A 26,011-nucleotide genomic window follows, 5' to 3' on the forward strand; every position below is an offset into this window, starting at 1 on the left:
TATGACCCAAATTGCCCCAAACCCTCTCGTCCTCGTGGACGGTTCGTCTTATTTATATCGTGCCTTTCATGCCTTTCCCCCTTTAACCAATTCACAAGGTGAGCCGACTGGAGCGATGTATGGTGTGCTGAATATGATCAAAAGCCTGATTTCGCAAGTGCAACCAAGCCATATTGCGGTGGTGTTTGATGCTAAGGGCAAAACCTTTCGTGATGAACTGTTTGAGCAATACAAATCCCATCGTCCACCGATGCCTGATGAATTGCGGTCGCAAATTGAACCTTTGCACAAGATTATTCGTGCTTTAGGGATTCCGTTGCTGTCCATTGAAGGCGTAGAAGCGGATGATGTCATTGGTACCTTAGCTGTGCAAGCCTCAAAAGCTGGCAAAGATGTCTTAATTTCCACTGGTGACAAAGATATGGCACAGTTGGTGAATCAGCATATTATGTTAATTAATACAATGAATAATACCCTATTAGATCGGGGTGGCGTGGTGGAAAAATACGGTATTCCGCCGGAATTAATGATTGATTATTTAGCCTTAATGGGCGACAGTGCAGATAATATTCCGGGTGTCGCTGGCGTGGGTGAAAAAACCGCATTGGGCTTATTACAAGGGATCGGGTCAATGACGGAAATTTATGCTAATATCGATAAAGTTGCCGATTTGCCGATTCGTGGGGCAAAAAAATTGGGTGATAAATTAGTGGCCGCCAAAGCGGATGCCGATTTATCTTATATTTTAGCCACCATTAAAACCGATGTCCCGTTAGAAGTGAGCCATGATCAACTCCAAATCGGTACAGCGAATAACGATCAACTTGCCGAATATTTTGGGCGATATGAATTTAAACGTTGGTTAAATGAAGTATTGAACGGCGAAAGTTCCGTGACTAATCCAACAGAGCAAACGGTAAAGATTAATCCTTATCAGGCGACAGCTAATATTGCCAAAGAAGAAAAAATTGAGCAAAGTGCGGTGAAAAATTCGGTAAAAATTGACCGCACTTTATATGAAACGATCACGACAGAAACACAGTTAAATCAGTGGATTAAACAAATTGAGCAAGCCAAATTAGTGGCGGTGGATACCGAAACTAACGCCCTTGATGCCATGCAAGCGGAATTAGTTGGTATTTCCTTTGGATTAGAAAATGGCAAAGCCTGTTATATTCCCTTAGGGCATTGTCAGCAAGTGGCTGTGCATCATGAGAATGGACAAGGGGATTTATTCGCCGATGCCGAAAGCCCTGAAATGCAATGGAAATTAATTGAAAATCAATTAGACAAACAATATTGTTTAAACCAATTAAAACCCTTGTTAGAGAACGCTAACATCAAAAAAATCGGACAAAATATTAAATATGATTTAACAATTTTTGCTAACCATGGCATTGCCGTGCAAGGGGTGCAATTTGATACCATGTTAGAAAGCTATGTGTTAAACAGTACAGGGCGACATAATATGGACGATTTAGCCGAACGTTATCTCGGGCATCAAACCATTGCGTTTGAAACCTTAGCGGGTAAAGGCAAAAACCAACTCACCTTTGATCAGATTGAGTTAGATAAAGCCGCCGAATATGCGGCAGAAGATGCCGATGTGACCATGAAGTTGCATCAAACCTTATGGCAAGAATTACAGGCGACACCTGAGCTGATTACGTTATTTGAACAAATTGAATTGCCGTTAGTCACGGTGCTTTCTCGCATTGAACGGCACGGTGTGTTAATTGATAAGCAAGCGTTGGCAACACAATCTGCGGAAATTACCTTGCGATTGAATGAGCTAGAACAGCAGGTGCATCAAGAAGCAGGCGAAACCTTTAATTTGGCATCCACCAAGCAATTACAAGAAATTCTGTTTGAAAAGCTCGCTTTGCCAGTCATTGCCAAAACCCCGAAAGGTTCGCCATCCACCAATGAAGAGGCGTTGGAAGCGTTAGCTCAACAAGGGCATATTGTGCCAAAATTGCTGATTGAACATCGTGGTTTAGCCAAGTTAAAGTCCACTTACACCGATAAATTACCTTTGATGATTAACCCCAAAACAGGACGAGTGCATACCTCTTATCATCAGGCAGTGACTAGCACAGGACGGCTTTCATCCAGCGATCCCAATTTACAGAATATTCCTATTCGCAATGAAGAGGGACGTAAAATTCGCCAAGCCTTTATTGCCAGAGAGGGCTTTAAAATCGTGGCAGCGGATTATTCACAAATTGAATTACGCATTATGGCACATTTATCAGGCGATCAAGGTTTAACCAACGCATTCCAACAAGGCAAGGATATTCACCGTGCCACCGCAGCGGAAATTTTTGGCTTGCCACTAGACAATGTTAGCAGTGAACAACGGCGTAGTGCCAAAGCGATTAACTTTGGTTTGATTTATGGCATGTCAGCGTTTGGTCTTGCTCGTCAGCTTGGTATTGCTCGGGGTGAAGCACAAAAATATATCGATTTGTATTTCCAACGCTACCCAAATGTACAAACCTTTATGACGGATATTCAAGCCAAGGCAAAAGCTCAAGGCTATGTGGAAACCCTATTCGGTCGCCGTTTATATTTGCCTGACATTCATTCCAGCAACGCCATGCGAAGAAAAGGGGCGGAGCGTGTGGCGATTAATGCACCAATGCAAGGGACGGCTGCGGATATCATTAAAAAAGCCATGATTGCCTTAGATAACAAAATTCAACACAATCCAGATATTGTGATGATTATGCAAGTACACGATGAATTGGTATTTGAAGTGCGGTCGGAAAAAATCGAAGAATTTAGCCAACTGATTAAAACCGAAATGGAAAATGCGGCTCAATTAAGCGTGCCATTAATCGTGGATGTGGGTGTAGGCAATAACTGGGACGAAGCACACTAATGAAAACGATCAGCAATGAAACGGGCTACTGGTTAATTCACCAAGCCCAACAAATTTATTTCCCCAACCATGAATTGCCTTTTGGCAGTGCGAAACAATTAGGCTTAATCGGTAAGCAAGCCACCCAAATTGGCGAATGGCATAATGCACCACTGTATTTGGTGCAAGAAGAAACGACCAATAAAAACACGGCAAATGAACAACGAGAATGGACAACTTTACGTGCTTTATTAGGTTTACCTAAAACACAATTTTATTTGCTCAATCGTGGCATTGAACTCAATCATTTCTTTAAAACCCATCAATTTTGCGGAAAGTGCGGTGAAAAAACCGCAGTAACTTGCGATGAATGGGCGGTGCAGTGCCAAAATGCTGCTTGTCATTATCGAGCCTATCCCGTGATTTGTCCGTCTATTATTGTCGCCGTTCGCCGTCATGACGAGATTTTACTGGCATGCCATCAACGCCATATCCGTAGCGATGGGAGTGCTGGATTATATACCACGCTGGCAGGTTTTGTGGAAGTAGGCGAAACCTTTGAGCAAACCGTAGAGCGTGAAGTGTTTGAAGAAACAGGGATTAAAGTGAAAAATATCCGTTATTTTGGTAGCCAACCTTGGGCGTTTCCCAATTCCCAAATGGTCGGATTCTTAGCCGATTACGACAGTGGCGAAATTCAGTTGCAAGAAGCCGAAATTGTGGATGCCAGATGGTTCAAATATAATGAACCCATGCCTGAATTACCACCACAAGGGACGATTGCGTTGGAGTTGATTAAAGCCACATTGAAAATTTGCGAGCAATCCCCAAATTAACCCTATAACTTAATTAACAAAAACATAAGAAAATATGCAAAAAATCAAAATTCTCTTTGTATGTCTTGGCAATATTTGCCGTTCCCCTATGGCTGAATATTTAATGCGAGATAAAATTCAAAAAGCAGGTTTATCCTATTTTATTGAAACGGATAGTGCTGGTACATCAGGCGAAAATGATGGTGATGATATGCACTGTGGAACCGCCGATGTATTAGATCGCTTAAAGATTAAAAGTCATGATTTTGTTAGCCGCAAAGTGCGGTTAAAAGATCGAGAGAATTTTGATTATATCATCGCCATGGATAACCATAATTTATACGATTTACACCGCTTATTTGGCAAACAACAAAATATTTTTGCTATCGCCAGCCTTTGTCCTGATTTAGCTTATGATCATATTCCTGATCCTTGGTACACTGGACGTTTTGATGAAACCTATCAATTACTTGAGCAATGTTGCAATGCCCTATTAATTAAAATCAAACGAGAACATAAATTACCATGAATTTGCAAAATCACTTATTAATCGCAATGCCGACCATGGACGATGATTATTTTCATCGTGCGGTGATTTTTATGTGTGAACATAATGACAAAGGTGCCATGGGATTAGTCTTAAATCAACCAACAGATTTAAGCCTTACCGAAATGGTGGCAAAATTGCGTTTTATGATGTCTGATGACAAAGTTTATCCACAGGATTATGTGGTGGCTGGTGGACCTGTTAGTATTGAGCGTGGTTTTATTTTACACACCCCAACAACACAATCTTTTCTACATAGTTATAAAATTAGTGACCGTTTACAGCTTACTACCTCTGCCGATGTAATTGATACTTTCGGTACACCAAATGCCCCTGAAAAATATTTGGTTGGCTTAGGTTGTGCCAGCTGGGTGAACGGTCAGTTAGAACAAGAAATCGCTCAAAATATGTGGTTAGTTATGCCAGCAGATGAGCGAATTATTTTTGATGTAGCTTATCAAGATCGTTGGACAGAATCGCTAAAATTATTGGGGATTGATAGCCATAATTTAAGTGGTAAGGCAGGATATTGTTAATGGGGATCACTGTTCTCGCCTTTGATTTTGGCACCAAAAGTATCGGTTGTGCAGTGGGACAATCTATTACTGGCACCGCACAAGCCTTGACCGCCTTTAAAGCACAAGATGGTATTCCAAATTGGGACGCTATTGAAAAATTACTCAAAGAATGGCAACCCGATCGCCTTGTGGTCGGTTTACCACTCAATATGGATGGCACCGAACAGGCTCTCACCTTACGAGCCAAAAAATTTGCCAACCGTTTACACGGGCGTTTTGGTTTACCTGTGGAATTACAAGATGAACGCCTTACTACCGTGGACGCGAGAGCAGAAATTTTTCAACGTGGCGGTTTTAGAGCTTTAGATAAAGGTAAAGTAGATGGTATTTCGGCTTGTTTAATTTTAGAAAGTTGGTTTGAATTACATTCTATGGCATAAAAAATACAGGGGCATAATCTATGCCCCAATCTATAAATTAAGCGTTTACATTTGCACGTAAAAAATCCAACAACTGATCTTTGGCAATCATCTGTTTTTCACCCGTACGGCGATTTTTATATTCAATTTCGCCATTCGCTAGATTTTTCTCACCAATCACGACCATGTGCGGTACACCGATTAACTCCATATCTGCAAACATAACACCAGGGCGTTCTTTGCGATCGTCAAAAATCACATCGACACCTTGCGATTGTAAAGTGCGGTATAAATCTTCGGAGAATTGTTGCACTGTGTCGGATTTGTGCATATTCATTGGCACAATCGCCACGGTGAATGGGGCAATTTCATCACTTGACCAAATAATCCCACGCTCATCATGATGTTGTTCAATGGCAGCTGCCACCACACGAGTCACACCGACACCATAGCAACCCATCGTCATCACCAATGGTTTACCGTCTTCGCCTTGCACAGTGGCTTTCATAGCTTCGGAATATTTCGTCCCCAGTTGGAAAATATGCCCCACCTCAATGCCCCGTTTAATTTGCAACGTGCCTTTTCCATCTGGACTTGGATCACCCTCGACGACGTTACGCAAATCAAAAATCTCAGGTAACGCCACATCACGTTCCCAGTTCACATTGAAATAATGTTTACCATCAATATTTGCCCCCACCGTAAAATCAGACATTAATGCCACTGAGCGATCAATCACTGCTGGAATCGGTAAATTCACCACTCCAAGTGAACCCACACCTGCCCCAATTTTGGCTTTAATTGTTGCTTCGTCAGCAAATTCTAATGGATCAGCGACTAACGGGTGTTTTTGAGCTTTAACTTCATTTAATTCATGATCACCACGTAAGATTAAGGCGATTAACGGCTGTTCTTCTGTAGCCCCTTTTACAATCAAGGTTTTGGCGGTTTTCTCAATCGGCAGATTAAACTGTTCTACCAATTCCGCAATGGTTTTGGCATTTGGCGTATCCACTAATTCCATCGCTTTAGTTGGTTGTGAACGTTCACCTACTGCCACCGCTTCCGCTAATTCAATATTGGCGGCAAAATCACTTTCGGTAGAAAATACCACATCATCTTCACCGCTTTGAGCCAACACTTGAAACTCATGTGAGGCAGAACCACCGATTGAACCTGTATCCGCTTGTACTGCACGGAAATCTAAGTTTAACCGATTGAAAATGTTGCTATAAACCTGATACATCACATCATAAGTTTGTTGTAAACTTTCTTTCGTGGTGTGGAAAGAATAAGCGTCTTTCATCACAAATTCACGGGAACGCATTACGCCAAAACGTGGGCGAACTTCGTCACGGAATTTGGTTTGAATTTGATATAAATTCAACGGTAACTGTTTGTAAGAACTGATTTCACGGCGAACTAAATCGGTGATCACTTCTTCGTGAGTTGGTCCTAACACAAAATCACGTTTGCCACGATCGGTAAAACGCAATAACTCCGCACCATAATCCTGCCAACGCCCTGATTCCTGCCAAAGTTCGGCAGGTTGCACCACAGGCATTAATACTTCAATGGCACCACCTTTGTTCATTTCTTCACGAATAATATTTTCAACTTTTTTCAATACTTTAACACCTGTTGGCAACCAGTTATATAAGCCAGATGCCATCGGGCGAATCATACCTGCTCTTAGCATTAACTGATGGCTCACCACTTGAGCATCATTCGGGGTTTCTTTTAGCGTTGAAAATAAATATTGACTTGTACGCATTGGTATTCCTAATTATTTTATTTAGTTAAATTTGGGCGCTATTCTACCACTAAATCTAAATATTGGCACGATATTTGCCGTTCTCTATTTTCATGAATCTTACATATATATTCCTAGTATTTTTGACTAAAATATGCGTTTTTGCTACAATCGCGCGCTGAATTAGCGCTTTAATCATCCTGCATAATGGAACAAGAGTATGCCTTTACTTTCGATAGAGTTTGCCGTTTTTTTTCTGATATTTCTTCCTTTTTATTGGCTATTTCGAGCCACGCCTCGAGTTCAAAATCTACTTTTATTAATGGCAAGTTTGGCATGGCTGTATGTGATTGATGTGACCATACTGTCTATTTTACTGGCATTTAGTTTAGCGATATTTATTGTTTCACAATGTTTATTAAATGCGGTTCAGCCACACTGGCGTAAGTTGTTCTTGGCCTTAGGGGTTGGGACTGTGGTGACGAATCTGGCCTTTTTTAAATATTACGATTTCTTCCGCCCGAGTTTGCAGTTGATCTTTGGTGAGGGCGTGCTAGATATTTTAATGCCATTGGGACTGTCTTATTATTCCTTTCAAGCGATTGCTTATTTAGTGTCTATTTATCGTCAAGAATATCAAGGATTGGAATTTACTGATTTACTGCTGCATTTTAATTTTTTCCCAACGATTACGTCTGGCCCAATTTTTCGAGTACATTATGCTCGAGGGGATGAACTAGGTGCTGGCGAGCAACTGACCACACTTCAACCTCGTCAAATAATTCGTCCCGCATTGGCGATAGGATTGATTTTATTGGGCATTGCTAAAAAATGGTGGTTAGCTGGCGTGTTAGCGGCTGATATTGTGACACCGGTTTTTGAAAACCCTATGCAATATGATTCAATCGCTATTTTAAGTGCGGTTTATGGCTATACCTTTCAGTTATTTTTCGATTTTTCTGGCTATACTGATTTAGTGATTGGGATGGCCATGTTGCTAGGTTTTCAATTACCACGTAACTTCAATATGCCGTTGATTGCACATAATGTGCGTGATTTTTGGAATCGCTGGCATATTTCATTATCAACGTGGATTCGTGATTATATTTATATTCCCTTGGGGGGCAGTAAATCAGGATTCTTCCGTACGCAAATTAATTTAATTATCGCTATGTTTTTATCAGGCATTTGGCATGGTTATGGTTATAACTTTGCCTTATGGGGATTGCTGCATGGACTGGCTTTGGTAGGGTTAAATATAGGCGATAAAGTGATGAATAAACGAGAGGTCTTTAGTCAATGGTCTATGATCACCAAGGTGCTGTCGATTATTATCACATTCCATTTTACGAGTGCGACTTTTGTTGTGTTTAATACGACCAGTTTGGCGGATGCGTCGTTGATTTTTAATAGCCTATTTACTCATTGGACGGGGGCGATGCCGAGCGTTGAATTTTGTGGTGCATTAGTGAGTTTTATGGTGTTATTGGTGGCTTATCCATTATGGGTGAAATTATTTGACCTCGTCATTATTGGGGTAGAAAAACTGCCAGTTTTATTGTGGATAGTGCCTATTTCATTGGTTTTTGTGCTGATTTTTCTGTTTGCACCCGCCGGTATCCCAAGTTTTATTTATGCGAATTTCTAAGGGGATAAAATGAAAAACAAAAATCCAGTTCTCCTTTTTCTTACCTTGCTTTTGAGCAGTTTATTGATGACTTGGTTTACCCAAGGATCGATTAATGCTTATTGGCAACAAACCTATCATGAAGAAAGTCCCTTGAGCCCTTTAGAACAATATGATTGGTGGAAAAAAGGACAATATTATCGTGAACAAACGGAGGCGTTATTGGCGCAATATGGGTTATTGCATACCTCAGAAGGAGAAATGAATAACCCAAGTGAAATGCCTCTTGAGCCAACAGTGGAAATTCCGGTTACTGATATTCCCACACCTAAAATGGAACTCGTTAATAGAGCAGAAGAAAAGGCTTTCGTTCATTCAGATGATTCTGTTATTAGAACCACACCGAACGTGGAAAATACCGAGGAAAGGGTTGATAATATCATTTCTTCCGTAGAAAAAAAGACCGCACTTCCAGCTGAAGAGAAGGCAGAGTCTACCGTACTAATTCAAGAGGATCCCCAACGCCTTGCGGTTGAACCAGAAAGCGCTGTTGTGGAAGAAAATCCCCCTGTCAGTGAACCAATAGAAGATAAAATGGTCTACCTAAAATCGGGTGATAAAGTCTTTTTTGCGGGGGATTCACTGATGCAAGGGGTGGCGCCTGTGGTGCAACGCTTGCTTAAGGATAAATATAAAATCAATTCGGTAAATTTAAGTAAACAGAGTACGGGGTTGTCTTATCCGAGTTTCTTTGATTGGCCGAAAACCATTGAACAAACCTTAGCCGCAGATAAAGCAATTAAATTGGTGGTCATTTTTTTAGGCCCTAATGACCCTTGGGATTTTCCGAATCCAGCAAAACATTATGTGTATTTAAAATTTAAAAGTCCCGAATGGGAAACCGTGTATAAATCACGTATTGAGCGCATTATTGCCGCCGCCAAGAAACACGACGTGAGCATTATTTGGCTTGGGATCCCATTTATGAAAGCGAACAAATTAAATACGCAAACCCGTTATATTGATACGCTGATCAAAACCACCGTAGGCAACCGTGTGATCTACTTGCCAACGGATAACCTGCTAAGTCAGGGGAAAAATGGTTATGTGGATAGTATCAAATTAGACAATAAAGTGGTGCGGGTCAGAACCAAAGACGGCATTCATTTTTCCATACCTGGGGCGAAATACCTCGGTGATTATGTGTTACAGCATATTCGTTATCAATAGGAGCAACTCATTTAGCATGAGAGTAAAATTTTTATTAAAATCACTGATTACAGTGGTGTTATTAAGTTCATGTTCAGGAGATAGAATCGATCAGCAGGCAAACAGCCCATTTTATCAACAACAGATTGCTTGGAATACCAAATTAGCCGCCTTGAAACAAGGCAAAAATGTCAAATTTAGAGTGTTACAATTAGGTGATTCCCATACCGCAGGCGCCGCATTTACTGATGAATTGCGACGTAAATTGCAACAACGTTTAGGTAACGGTGGGATTGGTTTAGTTCCACCGACCTCTATCAGAGGACAATTAACCTCGCAAGTGAAATACAGCAACAGTGGTTGGGGCAGTGTGACAAGTCGCCGTGAGGACGATAATTTTAGTCTGGGTGGCATGATTATGCACGCACAAGGCAACAGCTCACAAGTGTACAGCTCACGCTTAGGGGATAGTGGTACACAACGTGTGACTTTAACCTTACATCCGGGCGCCGCTAATCAGCCCTTAATTGTAAATAGTAGCGCAGGATATATCTCTATTGATAAAAGTAAAATTAAACCGAATCAATGGCAGCATTTACGTTTAAATGCCAGTTTCCCTTTTACTATTCAGACTAACGGCTATGATTGGACATTGGGGGCGGTGAGTATTGAAAACGCAAACCGTGGCGCTGTGGTATCTGCCTTGGGGATTAACGGTTCACAACTGTCACAATGGGATCGTTGGCGTCGTGATTGGGATAAGGACATTATTGCAAGCCAAGCGGATATTGTGGTGTTAGCCTATGGCACCAATGAGGCGTTTAACGACAATCTTGATATGACGGAACTCGAATCGATTTGGAAAAACACCATTAATCGTATTCATAAAGCCTTACCTCGTGCTTTGATTGTGATTGCGGGTGCGCCAGAATCTTTACGATCTACTGCGGGGAGTTGTGGTGTGCGCCCAACGATGTTAGATGCGGTGCAACAAATGCAACAGCGCCTTGCCACACAATCCTATGTGAAATTCTGGTCATGGCAAAATGCCATGGGGGGCCAATGTAGCATGAAAAGTTGGATTGCTCAGGGGTTAGGACGTCGTGATGGCATTCATTTCACCGCCCAAGGCTATCAACGTGCAGCGAGCCAATTAGCTGATTACATTTTGAATTTGAAGTAGGCAAGCAATGTATTTTGTTGCCTAACTATTTTGATTGGTCATAAAATATCTCATTTTATGACCATTTTTTTATTCATTTATTCACCTTTTTGAGGAGATTACTTTTTTCCTACTGACCTTTTGATCTTGGTCAACCTTTCTCGTTGTTTGATCTTGAATTGCCTTAATTATCTATATATAGTGTTTTAAATTTTAATTAACACAATATATGGTGTTTTTATGTGCGATTCTTCTGATGAAAAATATGTAAGATTAATAGGCGAAATGGCAGGATTGCTTGAGCAAACCAACAAGGAAGTGTTAAACGAAAATGCGAATAAAGATGCTAAAGTTATCCCGACACAACGAGATTTATTAGCAGGGATTGTCGCCAAGCATTATGCGAAACACTATTTATTGCCGAAAGATGTGGTTGAAGCTCATGAAAAAGGCGAAATTCATTATCATGATTTAGATTATTCCCCTTTTTTTCCAATGTTTAACTGTATGCTAGTGGATTTGAAAGGCATGCTAACCCATGGTTTTAAGATGGGGAACGCAGAAATTGAGCCACCAAGATCGATTGGCACAGCAACTGCTGTTACGGCACAAATTATCGCTCAAGTGGCAAGCCATATTTATGGCGGAACAACCATTAATCGTATTGATGAAGTCCTTGCTCCCTATGTACAAATTAGTTATGAAAAATTGCTCAAGATTGCCCAAGATTGGCAAATCCCCGATCCGCAAGGTTACGCTCAAACATTAATTGAGAAAGAATGTTTTGATGCTTTCCAATCTTTAGAATACGAAGTGAATACCTTACATACAGCGAATGGTCAAACGCCTTTTGTGACATTTGGTTTTGGTTTAGGTACAAGTTGGCAGGAACGCTTGATTCAAAAATCTATTTTACGTAATCGTATTCGTGGTTTGGGGAAAAATCATAAAACGCCCGTTTTCCCTAAACTTGTGTTTACGATTAAAAAAGGGGTCAATCAAGCCACTCAGGATCCCAATTATGATATTAAAAAACTGGCATTAGAATGTGCCTCAAAACGTATGTATCCTGATATTTTAAATTATGATCAAGTGGTAAGCGTCACAGGCTCATTCAAAGCCCCGATGGGTTGCCGTAGTTTTTTGGGTAAATATGTAGAAAATGGGCAAGAAATTCATGATGGACGCAATAATCTAGGTGTGGTTAGCTTAAACTTACCTCGTATAGCCCTAGAAGCCGAAGGCTCAGAACAACAGTTTTATCACATTTTGGATCAGCGTTTAGCCATGGCTAAAAAAGCCTTGCTTACTCGCATTGCTCGGCTTGAAAAAACCAAAGCTCGAGTTGCCCCAATTTTATATATGGAGGGTGCTTGTGGCGTACGATTAAAAGCAGATGATTATGTGGCGGATATTTTCAAAAACGGTCGAGCCTCTATTTCGTTAGGATATATTGGTATTTATGAAACGGTTAATGCCCTTTATCATGCAGGACATATTTTTGATAAACAGGATTTGCGTGAAAAAGGGATTGAGATTGTGAAGTATTTAAATCAGGCGGTTAAACAATGGACGCAAGAAATTGGCTATGCCTTTAGCCTTTATTCGACCCCAAGTGAAAATCTTTGTGACCGTTTTTGCCGCTTAGATACGAAAAAGTTCGGTGTAATTGATGGCGTGACTGACAAAGGATACTATACCAATAGCTATCATTTAGATGTTGAAAAGAAAGTGAATCCATACGATAAACTGGATTTTGAAATGCCTTATCCGCCTTTAGCCAGTGGTGGTTTTATTTGTTATGGTGAATATCCGAACGTCCAACATAACCTGAAAGCGTTAGAAGATGTATGGGATTATAGCTATGATCGAGTCCCTTATTATGGCACCAATACACCGATTGACGAATGTTATCTCTGTGGTTATTCAGGTGAATTTGAATGTACTAGCAAAGGGTTCACCTGTCCGAAATGTGGTAACCACGATAGCAACACCGTATCGGTGACTCGCCGTGTATGTGGTTATTTAGGTAGTCCTGATGCTCGACCTTTTAATCCAGGTAAGCAAGAAGAAGTGAAACGTCGAGTCAAACATTTGTAAAGGCAAAGTGCGGTATTTTTCCTCAAACTTTTGTCAAAAGCACCGCACTTTTTTAATGATATGAACTATTTACAATATTATCCTGTGGATATCGTTAATGGCGAAGGCACACGCTGTACCCTTTTTGTGAGCGGCTGTGAACATGCTTGTAAAGGTTGTTATAATCAAAAAAGTTGGTCATTTAGTGCGGGTTTGCCTTTTGATCGTGCGATGGAAGAACAAATTATTCAGGATTTACAAGATACGAGAATTAAACGCCAAGGATTAACCCTTTCTGGCGGTGATCCCTTACACCCTCGCAATGTGGAATCATTGTTACCTTTTGTGAAACGGGTAAAACAACAATGCCCAGATAAAGATATTTGGCTCTGGACAGGCTATAAATTAGCGGAACTAAATGATCAGCAACGTCAGATGTTACCCTATATTGATGTGTTAATTGATGGTAAATTTATCCAACAACAAGCTGATCCTAGCTTGGTTTGGCGTGGATCGGCTAATCAGGTGATATATCGGTTAAAAGAGATAGCATAAAGAAAATATTTCTAACACTAAATTTGATCATTGTCAGTTTTTGATAAAAAGGGCATTCAAATAATATTCAACGCTATAAATGTAGCTTTTGCTATAACTTATTAGGTTTACTAACCTTTTTAAATGCCCTTATAAATCTAAAATCATTTCTAATTCAATCGTTTTGCTAATTCTTTGTTATGCAAAATTTTTATGCAAGAATGATACAACACCAATTACGCTTTTGCTTTCGCAGCCGCTTTGACGATCACGGCAAAGGCTGCGGCTTTTAATGAGGCACCGCCTACTAACGCACCATCAATATCTGGCTGAGTAAATAACTCTGCGGCATTCGCATCATTCACAGAACCACCATACTGGATAATCACTTGATCTGCTACCGCTTGAGATTTCGCTGCAATGTGATCACGAATAAATTTATGTACCGCTTGCGCTTGTGCTGGGGTGGCAGATTTACCGGTGCCAATGGCCCAAATAGGTTCATAAGCAATCACAGCACCGTTAAAGGCCTCTACGCCTAACGCATTGATTACCGCATCAATTTGTCTCGCACAAACTTCTTGGGTTTTGCCCGCCTCGTTTTCCGCCTCAGATTCACCGATACATAACACTGGTACTAACCCCGCCTCTTTTAACACGCCAAATTTTTTCGCGACAAATTCATCACTTTCTTTGTGATAAGTACGACGCTCAGAGTGGCCGATAATAATATATTTTGCCCCAAAGTCTTTTAACATTTCCGTAGAAATATCGCCAGTAAACGCCCCTTGTTTATTCAGATCGACATTTTGCGCACCTAAAGCAATGTCACTACCTACTAATGCGGTTTCTGCTTCAGCCAAATACATTACTGGTGGGGCAATAGCCACGCCACAACCGTCAACGCCTTGAAGTTCTTGTTTCAAGCCTACAATTAATTCTTTGGTAAAGGCTTTGCTACCGTTTAATTTCCAGTTACCCATCACGAGTGGTTTACGAACTGCCATTTAAATTCTCCTTGAATGACCTAGTTGATTTAATAAAAATGATGTCGCCTAATATAGCAAATTTTCAGCCTATTTTTGCTTTTTTTTCACGTTTTTTTGATCTAACAGATGATTATTCTTGATTTACAGGGTACAATCTACTGTATAAGTTTGTTACTTTTTAATCAACACTCACCTAAGAACCAGACATTATGCGTATTTTCAAAGCTGAACAATGGAATTTAGCGGTATTACTACCGTTATTTGAAGAATACCGTTTATCACACGGTATGGCGGAAAACCCAGAACGCACTCATACCTTTTTGAATAACCGTATTCGCTTTAGTGAAAGTCTCTTTTTCTTAGCCTTTGACGATCAACAACAAGCCGTCGGTTTTATTCAGCTTTATCCTCGCATCTCTTCTTTAAGACTACAACGCTATTGGCAACTCACCGATATTTTTGTACAAAACACCCCGAAAAAAACCGAGATTTACACCGCACTTATTGAAAAAGCCAAAGAATTTGTCTGTTTCACGCAGGCCAACGTGCTGACCGTTGAACAAGATCAGCAACAACGTCACCTGTTAGAAATGGAAGGATTTAAACTCAATCCGCAAAAAGCGGTGTTTGAGTTATTGTTGGATTAATGGAGATTTTGTTTGGCGGATTTGAAATCAAAAATATAGACATTATCTGCATCCATGGTAAAACGGATAAGATATTTTCCATCAAAGACAGGAATCTGCTTTCTAGGCTGACGCTTGTAAATATCCGCACAATAGGATAATTTCTCAACTTCACGTTTGATGGATGAATAAAAACGCTTACTAATCACTTCATTCTTAGATTGCTGTAGAATATAACTCACCTGTTGAATGAGCTTGTTTTCAGCTAATTCAAGCCACACAACGTTATAATCAATCTTCATGGATATTGAGTAATTGTCTTAAATTTTCCATGACTTCATGATGAGGTTTGGTTTTCACTAATCCATTTTGCACACTCTGTAGTACTTCTAACTCCTCATCTGTATACAAAATATCGTCCTGAGACGGCACTAATGTTTGCATATAATGATTGGTATTTAATGCCATGCCCATTTATTCCCCCTATACTTTTCCACTTTTTAGCCAGTTTAATCTTTCTACCTGAAAAACGCAACTTAGTCGAGCAATATTTCAATCTCTACTGGCATCACTTTCGGTTCTGGTATAAACACCTGTTTATGGCGGTTAAGCTCACCTTTCTCTAATTGGATTGCACTCTTTGGCACTTTGAATAACTTACTTAAATATTTTAACAAATGGGCATTGGCTGCCCCATCAATAGGCGGGGCTGTGATGCTGATTTTTAATTCATCATCATGCACACCCACAATCGCATCACGACTGGCTTTGGGTTGCAGGAAAATTCGCAACCGCAAGCCTTGTTCGTTTTTTTCTACGGCTGACATTAAGCGAACGCCCAAAGGGAATAAGGCACAATGTCGTACATCACTTTATTCAGCCAAAATAGCACAAACGCTAAAATCATCGGCGAAAAATCGATCATACCAGTTTTGGGTAAAATGCCACGAATCGGGCGTAATAAGGGTTCACCCAGTTGATATAACAGATAGGAAACAGGATCATTGCCTCGTCTAAACCAGCTTAAAATTGCCCCGATAAAGATCACATATAAAATCATCTCGCCCCAGATTTTCACTACGCTTAATACTCCAATAATGGCAAACCATTTTATATCAGGCAACAGGGCTTCGTGGCTCACGCCTGCTAATAAGATAAGTAACGGAAATTTTACTGCTCCCAAGATAAAAACCAACAACAGAGCAGCAATATCCACACCTTTGTAGGCTTTAAAAATTTTTCGCAACGGATTTAATACAGGATCGGTCAATTTCACCACCGCTTGTGAAATGGGGTTATAAAAATCCGCTTTGCAATATTGCAACCACATCCGCAACATCACAATCAGCATATACACCCCGAATAGGGTATCCACAAGGTATTGAATTGAGTTCATGAAAGCTCTCCGAAATATAATTGAATTATCTGTAAAGATAAGGGTTCACTTAGGGAAAATCAAGAGGATTACTGTTCTAACACCTTTTTATTATCAAAGTGCGGTTTATTTTTCTTTATTTTTTATTTTTCGCTATAATACCCCAACAAAAACAGGAACAAATGATGACCAAATACAATAAATTACGCATTGAATGGGATTGTCGCCGTGGCATGCTAGAGTTAGATAAAGTGATTATGCCATTTTATCAACAGCATTTTGAGCAACTTTCCGAGGCACAAAAACACACTTTTATTCGTTTATTGGCTTGTACCGATTTACAACTTTTTTCATGGTTCTTTAATCGTACGCCCGCTCCCGATCCTGAATTACAAGCGATGGTGGACTATATTCATCAGATTTTGCAATAAGAGAGCTAAATTTGGCGGTGTTTAAAAATTTTTTGAACTTTTCGCAAAACACCCGCTCTAATTGATTACAACGGCTTGCTGTGTTATCGCAAGCAACAAGAGATAATATGACTGAACAGATTACCGATCAGGCTTTAGTAGAAAGAGTACAGCAAGGGGATAAGAAAGCCTTTAATTTGTTGGTTTCTCGTTATCAGAACAAGGTAGCAGGCTTATTAACACGTTATGTACCACGCAATGACATTCCCGATGTGGTGCAAGAATCCTTTATCAAAGCGTATCGCTCAATGGATTCTTTCCGTGGTGACAGTGCTTTTTATACTTGGCTTTACCGAATCGCAGTGAATACTGCAAAAAATTATTTAACGGCACAAGGTCGTCGCCCACCCAATGAAGATATTTTGGCGGAGGATGCTGAAAGTTATGATTCAGGCACGAACTTGCGAGATGTGGATACGCCAGAGAATGAATTACTCTCGGCAGAATTAAAAAAAATTGTTTTTGACACCATTGAGAATATGCAAGAGGAGTTGAAAACTGCAATTACTTTACGTGAGCTTGAAGGTTTGAGTTACGAAGAAATTGCCGACATTATGGATTGTCCAGTAGGTACAGTGCGTTCTCGAATTTTCCGAGCCAGGGAAATTATTGAAAATAAAATTAACCCGTTGTTACAACAGTAAAATGTGTCGCAACAGAAAATAAACAGTAAATTGGGGTATTATTATGCAAAAAGAGTTACTTTCCGCCTATATGGACGGTGAACAAGTAAGTAACGAATTCACTGCAACATTATGTCGTGATAGCGAATTACAACAAAGTTGGGCGAATTTTCATACCATTCGTTCGGTGATTCGTGAAGAAAGTGCGGTCTTTTTAGGCAGCGATTTTACGGCCAAAATGGACGCCTTAATTGAGGCGGAAACACCATTGCAAATGTCACAGCCGACACCAGAAGAAGTGGAAACCTCGCCGTTTATGCAAAAATTAAAAGCCATGTTTGCCCCATTGACACAAGTGGCCGTGGCTGCAGTCGTATGTTTGGTGGCGGTGTTAGGTGTGCAGACTTTTAATGCGAACCAAGCGGAAAAATCGGCGGATACGCCAGTGTTGCAAACCTTACCATTTAATAACGGTGTGCAACAAGTCAGCTATAATGCACCAAGTAAAGATGTCATTACTAACGAACAAATCGAACAGAAAAATAAACGGATGGGCGCAATGTTACAAAATTACGAATTGCAGCGCCGTTTACATGCAGATGGTGTGAACTTAGGTCAACATCAAAAATAGTTTATGGTTATGCTCAAATCACCACCGTTCACGGTGGTGATTTTGTTTGCAAGGCATGGTAATATGGAAAATAAACGTTGGAATGGATCTATGCTAAAAATAATTAAAAATACCACCGCACTTTGTTTATTACTCGGTCTGTCTTGTGTCGCATTGGCTGAAGAGAGCTTAACGCCAAAACAACTGGTGAGTGCCATGAGCAAGGCACAAAACCAGTTGAATTATCAAATTTCCTTTGTGCAAACCAATACCACGGATTTACAAACATTCCGCTATAAACATGTCATGTTGGATAATAAAAGTTATGCCCAACTCACCACCCTAGAAAGTGGTAAGCAAGATATTATTCGCCGTGATAATTTAGTCAGCTATTTTCAAGCGAATTTTACCCCCTTTACCATTCAAGCTAACCACATTGTGGATTATTTACCCACGATTTTATCGGCCAATTTAGACAAATTTTCTGAATATTATGATTTCTCTGCTTTAGGACGTAACCGTATTGCCGATCGTTTGGTGCAAGTGATTAAAATTATGCCAAAAGATGATTTCCGCTATCAATATCTCTTATTTATTGATGAAGAAAATCATTTATTGCTCCGCAGTGATCTCCTTGATCGGAATGGTAATACCTTGGAAAGTTTCCACGTCGTGAATTTATATATCGGTGATGAAATCAACAGCTTGGCAGAGCAACTCAATGCGGTTCATTTTCCCCCGTTATTGACCAATGAACCCGTTGCTCAAAAACCTATTACTGGCTGGCAAACAAACTGGATACCACAAGGTTTTAGTCTGGTTCATGAAAACATGGAACCCGAAGATAGCGATAATCAGAATATCATTGAAAGCCGCTTGTACAGTGATGGATTATTTTCTTTCACCATTTATGTAGCGGATAAAATTATCAATGAAAATCAGGATCACCTTTGGCAACAAGGGGTCAACACCATTTATAGTGAAAATGTCGGTGACAAAGAAGTGACCCTGATTGGTCAAATTCCTGCTGCCACCGCAAAACGCATTGTACAAGATTTACAGTTTAAATAAAGGTCGTGGGTGATGATAACAGAAAGCGCCATTGTGATTGATTATCAAGCGGGTGTGGCAACCGTTAAATGCCAGTCACAATCTGCTTGTGGCGCTTGTGCTGTCAAATCAGGCTGTGGAACTTCAGCGCTGTCTGAACTCACCGGCAAACAAGGCGAACATATTTTTACACTAGAAACCATTACGCCATTAAAAATCGGCCAAACCGTGGAAATCGGTTTAGCAGAAAAATCCTTATTATTCTCCGCCTTATTACTTTATGTTGCTCCTTTACTCACTATTTTGATCACCGCTTTTATTGGCGAACACCTATTCCAACACGAACTCTTACAGGCCATTTTTATCTTTTTTTGCACCGCACTTTCTTTTGTGATTGTGCGAGTTTACGCCAAAAAGATGCAAAAAAAATCGGCATTTAAGCCGATTTTGTTAAGGGTGTTAATATAAAATAACGCGAGAAATAAAAAGTGATTTCCACATTTATATTACAATTTCGCAGCCAACATCGCTTCCAATTTCTCAATATCGGCGGCAAATTTGCGAATACCTTCGGCTAATTTTTCCACTGCCATTGGATCAGCATTGTGTTGCCAGTAGAAATCGGCCTCTTTCAATGGCTCGGGACGAGCTTTGACTTCACCTTTGTATTCTAATTTACGGGCTAAAGGTGCAGTGCTGTCTTGTAGCTCTTTTAATAATGGTGGTGCAATGGTTAAACGGTCGCAACCTGCTAACTCTGTGATTTCACCCACATTACGGAAACTTGCCCCCATTACCACGGTTTTATAACCGTATTGTTTGTAGTAGTTGTAAATTTCCGTTACAGAAACCACACCTGGATCTTCTGCTGGTGCGTATTCTTTTTTATCAGAATTAGCTTTGTACCAGTCAAGAATACGACCTACAAATGGTGAAATTAAGTAAACACCTGCCTCTGCACAAGCACGAGCTTGCGCTTGGGAGAATAATAGGGTTAAGTTACAGTTAATGTTTTCTTTTTCTAAAATTTCCGCTGCACGGATACCTTGCCATGTAGAGGCAATTTTGATCAAAATACGATCGTTGGCAATACCTGCTTCGTTGTAAAGACGAATTAATTTACGTGCTTTTTCAACAGTCGCATTGGTATCATAAGAAAGACGAGCATCCACTTCTGTCGAAATGCGTCCAGGGACTAATTTTAAAATTTCTAAGCCGATATTCACGGCTAATTTATCTTCTGCGTCAATTAATTGTTGTGCTTTATCGCCACTTTGTTGTTTAGCATAAGCAACGGCTTCATCAATTAATGGGGCATATTGTGGTAGTGCCGAAGCACTTAAAATTAATGATGGGTTAGTGGTGGCGTCTTGTGGTTTATAAAGTTTCATCGCTTCAATATCGCCAGTGTCAGCGACCACGACGGTTACGTTTTTTAAAGCATCTAATTGTGTTGTCATAATTTACCTCTGATTAGTATTATTTACTTCTGTCGATTATCCATGATAAGTCGATTAAATACCAGTTAAACGATTAAAAACTGTGATCCAGATCACGGTTTTATAATGGAATTTAGATGGTGAACTTAATATAATACATTCGGCATCATATGAAAATATCAAAGCAACAATATAACCAATAGGCATAGGATATAAAATGATTTCTTTTTTGGGAATTACGGGGTATAGCGGTAGTGGTAAAACCACATTATTAGAAAAATTATTGCCAAAATTAACCGCACTTGGATTGCGAGTGGCGGTGATTAAACATAGCCATCATAATGCTCAGGTAGATAAACCTGGCAAAGACAGTTGGCGAATGAAAGAGGCAGGGGCAAGCCAAGTGATTATGGCGTGCGATCAGCGTTGGGCATTAATGACGGAAACCCCTGAGCCAGTTACCTTTGACTATTTAGTCCAACAATTTGATCCGCAGTTAACGGATTTGGTGTTAATAGAAGGCTTTAAACAAGAACCAATACCTAAAATTTTATTGCATAGAAAAGACATGGATAAACCTTTACCCGAGCAAGATAATTACGTGATAGCTATTGCTAGCGATTATCCTGTTGACACGGAGAAACCCTTGTTAGATATTAATCATATCGATCAAATCGCCGATTTTATTTGGCATTATTTAGGGAAACATTAAAATGGAAAAAGCCATTTCACCACGTTCCCTTGCATGGATCGCCGCCACGGCTTTTTTTATGCAAGCCTTAGATACGACCATTTTAAATACCGCACTACCTGCCATTGCAAAAGATTTACAGCAATCCCCTTTACAAATGCAGTTGGCCGTGATCAGCTATGCGTTAACGGTAGCGTTGTTTATTCCTATTAGCGGTTGGTTAGCCGATAAATATGGCACGCTAAATATTTTCCGTTTTTCTATTATGATGTTTGTGTTAGGTTCGGTCAGTTGTGCTTTTTCCATGTCATTGGAAATGCTGGTTTTTTCTCGTATATTACAAGGTTTTGGCGGTGCCATGATGATGCCAGTGGCTCGTCTGGCCATTATTCGTACCGTGCCTAAAAATGAATTAATTCCGATTTGGAATCTGATGGCCATGGCCGGTTTAACTGGCCCCATTATTGGCCCTATTTTAGGCGGATGGTTGGTGACTTACGCCTCTTGGCATTGGATTTTTTTAATCAATATTCCCATTGGTTTCATTGGCGTGATTCTGTCTAGCTTTTTTATGCCGAATGTGAAAAATCAGTTAAGCAAATTCGATTGGCAAGGTTTCTTGTTATTTGCTAGCGGCTTAGTTTGTGTCACATTAGGTTTGGATTTAATCAGTGAAACCTTTGTGGAAAAATGGCAAGCAAGCAGTATTTTAGCTATGGGTTGTTTATTTCTACTTGCTTATTATTTTTATGCCAAAGGTAAAAGTGCGGTGTTAATTCCATTAGATTTATTCCAAATTCGCACCTATAATCTCGGTTCATGGTCAAATTTATTTATTCGTTTATGCGGTTCTGGTATCCCCTTTCTCTTGCCATTAATGTTACAGGTTTCTTTTCAATATAGTGCGGATTATGCGGGTTTTATGGTGACGCCCATTGCGATTAGTTCGTTGATTAGCAAGCCAGTTATTCGTCCATTGTTAAAATGGCTAGGTTATCGACGATTATTAATGATTAATTCCTTATGTATGGCGGTGGTTGTCGGCTTAATGTGCCTTTTAACGATCAATACGCCAATGTGGGCCTATATTAGTCTATTATTCATTTATGGTGTGATTTTATCGATTATGTTTACATCCGTGAATACATTAACGATTTCAGAACTAGACCAACACAATGCGAGCTCGGGCTCTACCATGTTAAGTGTTATTCAACAAGTGGGGATTGGATTAGGGATTGCTGTGTCTGCGATAGCATTAAATTTTTATCGCCATTTAGTTGCGCCAGATCATCTACAACAAGCCTTTAGTTACACGTTCTTAACCTGTTCTCTTTTTGGTATTGTGTTATTTTTTATTGTGGTTAAATTGAAGAAAAATGACGGTGAGGATTTGCATTAAGGTCGTTTATTTAATCACCTGTTTTTGATTATGATATCAAAAACAGGGACAAATATTTATCTTGTAGAATATTAGATTTACTTGGTTACTTCATCATTTCACTAAAGGTCAATTCATAATTATCGCCATCACGGGTGTATTTTAAATAGCGTGGAAATTGCTCACCTTGGTGTTTTTTCACGGTAATGTCTTTATCGCCGGTTTTAAAGGTATAGGTGATTTCCATTACATTTTGTCCTGACACGGAAAGATTTTGCTGACTTTTTTTCACAAATACATTATCCATCGGATAGAGTTTTTTACCGTTGGTGATAATAAAGTTATTCGGCAATTTATCGTAATAGGTGAGCTGAAATGCCATGGTAAATAAATCGTACACGGTGTTATCGACGGTTGTGGTTTCTAGTCCACTTTTGACTTTGCCGTATTCAATTTGTTTACCATTGATTTTGGCGAGGGCATAGGTGTTGCTGTTGCGGGTGTCTTTGTAATTCAACATGGTAAAATTACGGTTGTCATGGGTGCCAGAGGAAATGAATTGGATATTATATAATGGCACATTGATTTTAGCCGTGATGGAATAGTTGGCGCCGTTTTCGCTGAAATGTACGTAGGCGGGCATCAGGTAGTTTGAACTGTATTTGATATTATAATCCATGGCTTGCGTTAGCGTTGCTGTGGTTAAGGCACAAAGTGCGGTAATTAATTTGAATAATTTCATAGACTTTCCTGAAATATTACCCTCACCCTAGCCCTCTCCCAAAGGGAGAGGGAATTGAATAGGGGAATATTTAAATTGTAATTAACTTCAAAATCGTTCCCTCTCCCAAAGGGAGAGGGGCTGAATGAGGGGTGTATTTAAATTGTAATTAACCTCAAAACCGTCCCCTCTCCCTTTGGGAGAGGGCTAGGGTGAGGGTAAAACCTTATTGCGCCGGCACAAACCCAATGGCCTGATAAACATCCGCCAAGGTTTTTGACGCACGTTCACGGGCTTTTTTCGCACCCTCTGCGGCAATTTGGTTTAACAAGGTTTCGTTATTGCGGTAGTGATAAAAACGTTCCTGTAATTCTGTCAACATGTTCACCACGCTTTCCGCCACGGCACCTTTTAAATGTCCATACATTTGCCCCTCGAATTCTTTTTCGAGATCCGCAATCGGCACATCACGAATTACCGACAGAATTTCCAATAAATTCGATACGCCCGCTTTGTTTTGCGGATCATAACGCACTACTGGCGGTTCTTCGCCGTCGGTCATGGCACGTTTGATTTTTTTCTCGACAGATTTTGGTTCTTCTAACAACGTAATCACATTGTTACGGTTGTCATCCGATTTGGACATTTTTTTGGTTGGTTCTTGCAAGGCCATGACTTTTGCCCCCGCTTTCGGGATAAAGGCTTCTGGCACCACAAAAATCTCGCCTTTTTCCGTTGGGTATAAAGCATTAAAACGTTGCGCAATGTCACGGGTAATTTCAAGGTGTTGACGCTGATCTTCACCCACAGGCACTTGGTTCGCTTGATATAACAAAATATCTGCCGCCATTAACACAGGGTAAGTAAATAGCCCCACGTTCACATTGTCCGCATGTTTACTGGATTTATCTTTAAACTGCGTCATGCGCCCCATTTCACCAAAATAAGTGTAGCAGTTCAACGCCCAAGCTAATTGCGTATGTTCTGGCACATGGGATTGAATAAAAATGGTGCTTTTGCTTGGATCGATACCGCAAGCTAAATATAACGCCAAGACGTCAAGGCTGGCTTTGCGTAATTGCGCAGGATCTTGGCGCACGGTGATGGCGTGTAAATCCACGATACAAAACAGGCATTCAAAATCGTCTTGCATTTTCACCCACTGACGTAAGGCACCCAGATAATTTCCAATGGTTAATTCACCAGATGGCTGTACGCCACTTAATACAACGGGTTTGCTCATTTTCTGTTCCTTAAAAACGTTAATAAAATTCACCGCAGTTTACACGATATTGAGAATATCCGCAAAATCATCCAACACCCAATCGGGGTGACTGTCGCTGATCGGGATATTGTAATTGTAGCCGTAAGTCAAGCCGACGGCTGCACAACCCGCATTATGGGCGGCTAAAATATCATTGCGGGAATCCCCCACAAATAACATTTGGTGCGGATAAAATCCGAATTTACCGCATAAATAATACAGCGGTGCGGGGTGTGGTTTAATTGCAGGCAAAGATTGTCCGCCAAGGGTTTCGCTAAATAAATGGTCGATCCCAAAGGCTTGTAGCACGGGTAATACGTGCTGCGTCGGTTTATTGGTAACCACCGCCAAGATAAAACCACGGGCTTTTAATTGTTCTAATGTGCTTTTGACATTCGGGTATAAACGGCTTACGTTACATAAATTTTCACCATAAAACACATTAAAACGCTGTTTTAACTGGGCGATTTGCGTTTCGTCTAGGGAGCGACCCGTTTGTTGTTCTGCCCAAGCCAAAGCACGGCTAATTAACACCTCGGCGCCGTTACCAATCCACGTCAGCACTAAATTTTCATCTGCTTGTGGATAATCAAATTCAGCCAAGGTTGAATTGACCGATAAGGCCAGATCAGGCAAGCTGTTGACTAAGGTGCCGTCTAAATCGAAACCGATTAATTTAAATGCGGAGGCCATGTTATTTTCTCACGGCAATGGCTTCAATTTCTAAGCCCACATCTTTTGGCAAACGGGCCACTTCCACGCAAGAACGAGCAGGGAAATTCGGATGTTGATTTTCTTGGAAGAAACGTTCATATTCCGCATTCACCGCCGCAAAGTGGTTGAGATCTTTCACAAACACCGTGGTTTTCACAATATCCGCCACGCTTAAACCCGCTTGTTGCACAATGGCTTTGATATTTTCTAAGGATTGACGAGCTTGCGCCACGATATCCGTTGGCACCTCACCGGTGGCAGGATTGACGGGAATTTGGCCCGACGTGAAAACAAGATTGCCGAGATCCACAGCTTGGACATAAGGGCCAATGGCGGCGGGGGCGTTGTCGGTATGAATGATATTGGTCATGATTATTTTCCCTCTTAATCTGAATAAATAGTCTATTACCTAAGAACATGAAAAAATAGCCAAGAACACACTTGGCAGCAGTTATAAGCTACCAGAAAAAATAGGGCTTTTCCAGTAAAAAGTGCGGTGGTTTTTATTTGTATATTTTCCTGAGGGTAAATAATG

Annotated in this window: 28 protein-coding genes and 1 pseudogene; 18 read left to right on the plus strand and 11 right to left on the minus strand. The window is 40.4% G+C overall.

The genetic code is table 11. The features are described 5' to 3' along the window. Nucleotide 1 precedes the first annotated feature (1 nt). From polA to ruvX, 5 genes are read left to right on the plus strand one after another with little or no spacing between them, the layout of a single operon-like run. Nucleotides 2-2,884, plus strand: a complete 2,883-nt coding sequence (gene polA / locus ACTG7X_RS05195) for a DNA polymerase I (RefSeq protein WP_439257481.1) — start codon at nt 2-4, stop codon at nt 2,882-2,884. Then, nucleotides 2,884-3,699 carry an NAD(+) diphosphatase gene (gene nudC, locus ACTG7X_RS05200; RefSeq protein ID WP_386689083.1) on the plus strand — a complete coding sequence of 272 codons (816 nt, stop codon included), beginning with the start codon at nt 2,884-2,886 and terminating at the stop codon, nt 3,697-3,699. Before polA ends, nudC begins: the two co-directional genes overlap by 1 nt. 34 nt (nt 3,700-3,733) lie before the next feature. Further along, nucleotides 3,734-4,207: a low molecular weight protein-tyrosine-phosphatase gene (locus tag ACTG7X_RS05205; RefSeq protein WP_439257482.1), complete on the plus strand. Its 474-nt coding sequence runs from the start codon at nt 3,734-3,736 to the stop codon at nt 4,205-4,207. Further along, nucleotides 4,204-4,761, plus strand: coding sequence for a YqgE/AlgH family protein (locus ACTG7X_RS05210; protein WP_386689081.1), 558 nt, complete (start codon nt 4,204-4,206; stop codon nt 4,759-4,761). Before ACTG7X_RS05205 ends, ACTG7X_RS05210 begins: the two co-directional genes overlap by 4 nt. Beyond that, the gene (gene ruvX, locus ACTG7X_RS05215; protein WP_439257484.1) at nt 4,761-5,183 is read left to right on the plus strand and encodes a Holliday junction resolvase RuvX; all 423 of its coding nucleotides are present in this window, start codon (nt 4,761-4,763) and stop codon (nt 5,181-5,183) included. The genes ACTG7X_RS05210 and ruvX overlap by 1 nt, the downstream gene beginning before the upstream one ends. A 37-nt stretch (nt 5,184-5,220) precedes the next feature. On the opposite strand, the gene proS is transcribed toward ruvX, so the two are convergent. Beyond that, nucleotides 5,221-6,936: a proline--tRNA ligase gene (proS, locus tag ACTG7X_RS05220; protein WP_439257486.1), complete on the minus strand. Its 1,716-nt coding sequence runs from the start codon at nt 6,934-6,936 to the stop codon at nt 5,221-5,223. Nucleotides 6,937-7,135: 199 nt separating this feature from the next. Here proS and ACTG7X_RS05225 point away from each other — a divergent pair, with 199 nt between their 5' ends. The 5 genes and pseudogenes from ACTG7X_RS05225 to nrdG all read left to right on the plus strand — a co-directional run bounded on the left by ACTG7X_RS05225 (nt 7,136) and on the right by nrdG (nt 13,547). Then, nucleotides 7,136-8,563 (plus strand): MBOAT family O-acyltransferase, encoded by a 1,428-nt coding sequence (locus ACTG7X_RS05225; RefSeq protein ID WP_439257488.1) that lies wholly within the window; start codon nt 7,136-7,138, stop codon nt 8,561-8,563. Between the two features lie 9 nt (nt 8,564-8,572). Beyond that, complete coding sequence (locus tag ACTG7X_RS05230; protein ID WP_439257489.1) at nt 8,573-9,772, plus strand: SGNH/GDSL hydrolase family protein; 1,200 nt, start codon at nt 8,573-8,575, stop codon at nt 9,770-9,772. A 16-nt stretch (nt 9,773-9,788) separates the two neighbouring features. Further along, a complete protein-coding gene (locus tag ACTG7X_RS05235) occupies nt 9,789-10,934 on the plus strand; it encodes a GDSL-type esterase/lipase family protein (protein ID WP_439257490.1) in 1,146 nt (381 codons plus the stop codon). 237 nt (nt 10,935-11,171) lie between these two features. Beyond that, a pseudogene (gene nrdD / locus ACTG7X_RS05240) lies at nt 11,172-13,013 on the plus strand (anaerobic ribonucleoside-triphosphate reductase); the annotation flags it as partial. Between the two features lie 60 nt (nt 13,014-13,073). After that, nucleotides 13,074-13,547 carry an anaerobic ribonucleoside-triphosphate reductase-activating protein gene (nrdG, locus tag ACTG7X_RS05245; RefSeq protein ID WP_439257492.1) on the plus strand — a complete coding sequence of 158 codons (474 nt, stop codon included), beginning with the start codon at nt 13,074-13,076 and terminating at the stop codon, nt 13,545-13,547. A 215-nt stretch (nt 13,548-13,762) separates the two neighbouring features. Here the strand turns inward: nrdG and tpiA are convergent, their stop codons facing one another. Further along, nucleotides 13,763-14,533: a triose-phosphate isomerase gene (gene tpiA, locus ACTG7X_RS05250; RefSeq protein ID WP_439257494.1), complete on the minus strand. Its 771-nt coding sequence runs from the start codon at nt 14,531-14,533 to the stop codon at nt 13,763-13,765. Between the two features lie 191 nt (nt 14,534-14,724). On the opposite strand from tpiA, the gene ACTG7X_RS05255 reads away from it, so the two are divergent. Continuing rightward, nucleotides 14,725-15,162: a GNAT family N-acetyltransferase gene (locus ACTG7X_RS05255; RefSeq protein ID WP_439257496.1), complete on the plus strand. Its 438-nt coding sequence runs from the start codon at nt 14,725-14,727 to the stop codon at nt 15,160-15,162. Here ACTG7X_RS05255 and ACTG7X_RS05260 read toward each other — a convergent pair. The 4 genes from ACTG7X_RS05260 to ACTG7X_RS05275 form a co-directional block, all read right to left on the minus strand. Beyond that, nucleotides 15,159-15,422: a type II toxin-antitoxin system RelE/ParE family toxin gene (locus ACTG7X_RS05260; RefSeq protein ID WP_439257498.1), complete on the minus strand. Its 264-nt coding sequence runs from the start codon at nt 15,420-15,422 to the stop codon at nt 15,159-15,161. The genes ACTG7X_RS05255 and ACTG7X_RS05260 overlap by 4 nt on opposite strands. 10 nt (nt 15,423-15,432) lie before the next feature. Then, complete coding sequence (locus tag ACTG7X_RS05265; RefSeq protein WP_439257499.1) at nt 15,433-15,615, minus strand: hypothetical protein; 183 nt, start codon at nt 15,613-15,615, stop codon at nt 15,433-15,435. Nucleotides 15,616-15,677: 62 nt separating this feature from the next. After that, complete coding sequence (gene yggU, locus ACTG7X_RS05270) at nt 15,678-15,968, minus strand: DUF167 family protein YggU (RefSeq protein ID WP_439257501.1); 291 nt, start codon at nt 15,966-15,968, stop codon at nt 15,678-15,680. Further along, nucleotides 15,968-16,537: a YggT family protein gene (locus ACTG7X_RS05275; RefSeq protein WP_439257503.1), complete on the minus strand. Its 570-nt coding sequence runs from the start codon at nt 16,535-16,537 to the stop codon at nt 15,968-15,970. Before ACTG7X_RS05275 ends, yggU begins: the two co-directional genes overlap by 1 nt. A 164-nt stretch (nt 16,538-16,701) precedes the next feature. On the opposite strand from ACTG7X_RS05275, the gene ACTG7X_RS05280 reads away from it, so the two are divergent. From ACTG7X_RS05280 to ACTG7X_RS05300, 5 genes are all read left to right on the plus strand, one after another. Then, nucleotides 16,702-16,947 (plus strand): succinate dehydrogenase assembly factor 2, encoded by a 246-nt coding sequence (locus ACTG7X_RS05280; protein WP_439239987.1) that lies wholly within the window; start codon nt 16,702-16,704, stop codon nt 16,945-16,947. Between the two features lie 107 nt (nt 16,948-17,054). Beyond that, nucleotides 17,055-17,630 carry an RNA polymerase sigma factor RpoE gene (gene rpoE / locus ACTG7X_RS05285; RefSeq protein WP_439239985.1) on the plus strand — a complete coding sequence of 192 codons (576 nt, stop codon included), beginning with the start codon at nt 17,055-17,057 and terminating at the stop codon, nt 17,628-17,630. A 43-nt stretch (nt 17,631-17,673) separates the two neighbouring features. Next, nucleotides 17,674-18,240, plus strand: a complete 567-nt coding sequence (locus ACTG7X_RS05290) for an RseA family anti-sigma factor (RefSeq protein ID WP_439257504.1) — start codon at nt 17,674-17,676, stop codon at nt 18,238-18,240. Between the two features lie 90 nt (nt 18,241-18,330). Further along, complete coding sequence (gene rseB / locus ACTG7X_RS05295; protein ID WP_439257505.1) at nt 18,331-19,290, plus strand: sigma-E factor regulatory protein RseB; 960 nt, start codon at nt 18,331-18,333, stop codon at nt 19,288-19,290. Between the two features lie 12 nt (nt 19,291-19,302). Continuing rightward, the gene (locus ACTG7X_RS05300) at nt 19,303-19,737 is read left to right on the plus strand and encodes a SoxR reducing system RseC family protein (RefSeq protein WP_439257506.1); all 435 of its coding nucleotides are present in this window, start codon (nt 19,303-19,305) and stop codon (nt 19,735-19,737) included. Nucleotides 19,738-19,775: 38 nt separating this feature from the next. Here ACTG7X_RS05300 and tal read toward each other — a convergent pair whose 3' ends face one another. Next, nucleotides 19,776-20,729 (minus strand): transaldolase, encoded by a 954-nt coding sequence (tal, locus tag ACTG7X_RS05305; RefSeq protein WP_439257507.1) that lies wholly within the window; start codon nt 20,727-20,729, stop codon nt 19,776-19,778. Between the two features lie 196 nt (nt 20,730-20,925). On the opposite strand from tal, the gene mobB reads away from it, so the two are divergent. Both mobB and ACTG7X_RS05315 read left to right on the plus strand, forming a co-directional pair. Further along, nucleotides 20,926-21,420, plus strand: a complete 495-nt coding sequence (gene mobB / locus ACTG7X_RS05310; protein ID WP_439257508.1) for a molybdopterin-guanine dinucleotide biosynthesis protein MobB — start codon at nt 20,926-20,928, stop codon at nt 21,418-21,420. A 1-nt stretch (nt 21,421) separates the two neighbouring features. Then, nucleotides 21,422-22,798: a DHA2 family efflux MFS transporter permease subunit gene (locus ACTG7X_RS05315; RefSeq protein WP_439257509.1), complete on the plus strand. Its 1,377-nt coding sequence runs from the start codon at nt 21,422-21,424 to the stop codon at nt 22,796-22,798. Between the two features lie 85 nt (nt 22,799-22,883). On the opposite strand, the gene ACTG7X_RS05320 is transcribed toward ACTG7X_RS05315, so the two are convergent. The 4 genes from ACTG7X_RS05320 to ACTG7X_RS05335 form a co-directional block, all read right to left on the minus strand. Continuing rightward, nucleotides 22,884-23,519, minus strand: a complete 636-nt coding sequence (locus ACTG7X_RS05320; RefSeq protein ID WP_439257510.1) for a hypothetical protein — start codon at nt 23,517-23,519, stop codon at nt 22,884-22,886. Nucleotides 23,520-23,724: 205 nt separating this feature from the next. Beyond that, nucleotides 23,725-24,741 carry a tryptophan--tRNA ligase gene (gene trpS, locus ACTG7X_RS05325; RefSeq protein ID WP_439257511.1) on the minus strand — a complete coding sequence of 339 codons (1,017 nt, stop codon included), beginning with the start codon at nt 24,739-24,741 and terminating at the stop codon, nt 23,725-23,727. Between the two features lie 39 nt (nt 24,742-24,780). Then, nucleotides 24,781-25,455, minus strand: a complete 675-nt coding sequence (locus ACTG7X_RS05330) for a phosphoglycolate phosphatase (RefSeq protein WP_439257512.1) — start codon at nt 25,453-25,455, stop codon at nt 24,781-24,783. A 1-nt stretch (nt 25,456) separates the two neighbouring features. After that, nucleotides 25,457-25,846 (minus strand): RidA family protein, encoded by a 390-nt coding sequence (locus tag ACTG7X_RS05335; protein ID WP_439240312.1) that lies wholly within the window; start codon nt 25,844-25,846, stop codon nt 25,457-25,459. Between the last annotated feature and the right edge of the window lie 165 nt (nt 25,847-26,011).

The organism is Lonepinella sp. BR2271 (assembly GCF_051851515.1).
Taxonomy (GTDB): domain Bacteria; phylum Pseudomonadota; class Gammaproteobacteria; order Enterobacterales; family Pasteurellaceae; genus Lonepinella.

Bases quoted from the DNA above. Each gene is read 5' to 3' on its own strand.
- polA (WP_439257481.1), top strand. From the start codon at position 2: ATGACCCAAATTGCCCCAAACCCTCTCGTCCTCGTGGACGGTTCGTCT.
- nudC (WP_386689083.1), top strand. From the start codon at position 2,884: ATGAAAACGATCAGCAATGAAACGGGCTACTGGTTAATTCACCAAGCC.
- ACTG7X_RS05205 (WP_439257482.1), top strand. From the start codon at position 3,734: ATGCAAAAAATCAAAATTCTCTTTGTATGTCTTGGCAATATTTGCCGT.
- ACTG7X_RS05210 (WP_386689081.1), top strand. From the start codon at position 4,204: ATGAATTTGCAAAATCACTTATTAATCGCAATGCCGACCATGGACGAT.
- ruvX (WP_439257484.1), top strand. From the start codon at position 4,761: ATGGGGATCACTGTTCTCGCCTTTGATTTTGGCACCAAAAGTATCGGT.
- proS (WP_439257486.1), bottom strand. From the start codon at position 6,936: ATGCGTACAAGTCAATATTTATTTTCAACGCTAAAAGAAACCCCGAAT.
- ACTG7X_RS05225 (WP_439257488.1), top strand. From the start codon at position 7,136: ATGCCTTTACTTTCGATAGAGTTTGCCGTTTTTTTTCTGATATTTCTT.
- ACTG7X_RS05230 (WP_439257489.1), top strand. From the start codon at position 8,573: ATGAAAAACAAAAATCCAGTTCTCCTTTTTCTTACCTTGCTTTTGAGC.
- ACTG7X_RS05235 (WP_439257490.1), top strand. From the start codon at position 9,789: ATGAGAGTAAAATTTTTATTAAAATCACTGATTACAGTGGTGTTATTA.
- nrdG (WP_439257492.1), top strand. From the start codon at position 13,074: ATGAACTATTTACAATATTATCCTGTGGATATCGTTAATGGCGAAGGC.
- tpiA (WP_439257494.1), bottom strand. From the start codon at position 14,533: ATGGCAGTTCGTAAACCACTCGTGATGGGTAACTGGAAATTAAACGGT.
- ACTG7X_RS05255 (WP_439257496.1), top strand. From the start codon at position 14,725: ATGCGTATTTTCAAAGCTGAACAATGGAATTTAGCGGTATTACTACCG.
- ACTG7X_RS05265 (WP_439257499.1), bottom strand. From the start codon at position 15,615: ATGGGCATGGCATTAAATACCAATCATTATATGCAAACATTAGTGCCG.
- yggU (WP_439257501.1), bottom strand. From the start codon at position 15,968: ATGTCAGCCGTAGAAAAAAACGAACAAGGCTTGCGGTTGCGAATTTTC.
- ACTG7X_RS05275 (WP_439257503.1), bottom strand. From the start codon at position 16,537: ATGAACTCAATTCAATACCTTGTGGATACCCTATTCGGGGTGTATATG.
- ACTG7X_RS05280 (WP_439239987.1), top strand. From the start codon at position 16,702: ATGACCAAATACAATAAATTACGCATTGAATGGGATTGTCGCCGTGGC.
- rpoE (WP_439239985.1), top strand. From the start codon at position 17,055: ATGACTGAACAGATTACCGATCAGGCTTTAGTAGAAAGAGTACAGCAA.
- ACTG7X_RS05290 (WP_439257504.1), top strand. From the start codon at position 17,674: ATGCAAAAAGAGTTACTTTCCGCCTATATGGACGGTGAACAAGTAAGT.
- rseB (WP_439257505.1), top strand. From the start codon at position 18,331: ATGCTAAAAATAATTAAAAATACCACCGCACTTTGTTTATTACTCGGT.
- ACTG7X_RS05300 (WP_439257506.1), top strand. From the start codon at position 19,303: ATGATAACAGAAAGCGCCATTGTGATTGATTATCAAGCGGGTGTGGCA.
- tal (WP_439257507.1), bottom strand. From the start codon at position 20,729: ATGACAACACAATTAGATGCTTTAAAAAACGTAACCGTCGTGGTCGCT.
- mobB (WP_439257508.1), top strand. From the start codon at position 20,926: ATGATTTCTTTTTTGGGAATTACGGGGTATAGCGGTAGTGGTAAAACC.
- ACTG7X_RS05315 (WP_439257509.1), top strand. From the start codon at position 21,422: ATGGAAAAAGCCATTTCACCACGTTCCCTTGCATGGATCGCCGCCACG.
- ACTG7X_RS05320 (WP_439257510.1), bottom strand. From the start codon at position 23,519: ATGAAATTATTCAAATTAATTACCGCACTTTGTGCCTTAACCACAGCA.
- trpS (WP_439257511.1), bottom strand. From the start codon at position 24,741: ATGAGCAAACCCGTTGTATTAAGTGGCGTACAGCCATCTGGTGAATTA.
- ACTG7X_RS05330 (WP_439257512.1), bottom strand. From the start codon at position 25,455: ATGGCCTCCGCATTTAAATTAATCGGTTTCGATTTAGACGGCACCTTA.
- ACTG7X_RS05335 (WP_439240312.1), bottom strand. From the start codon at position 25,846: ATGACCAATATCATTCATACCGACAACGCCCCCGCCGCCATTGGCCCT.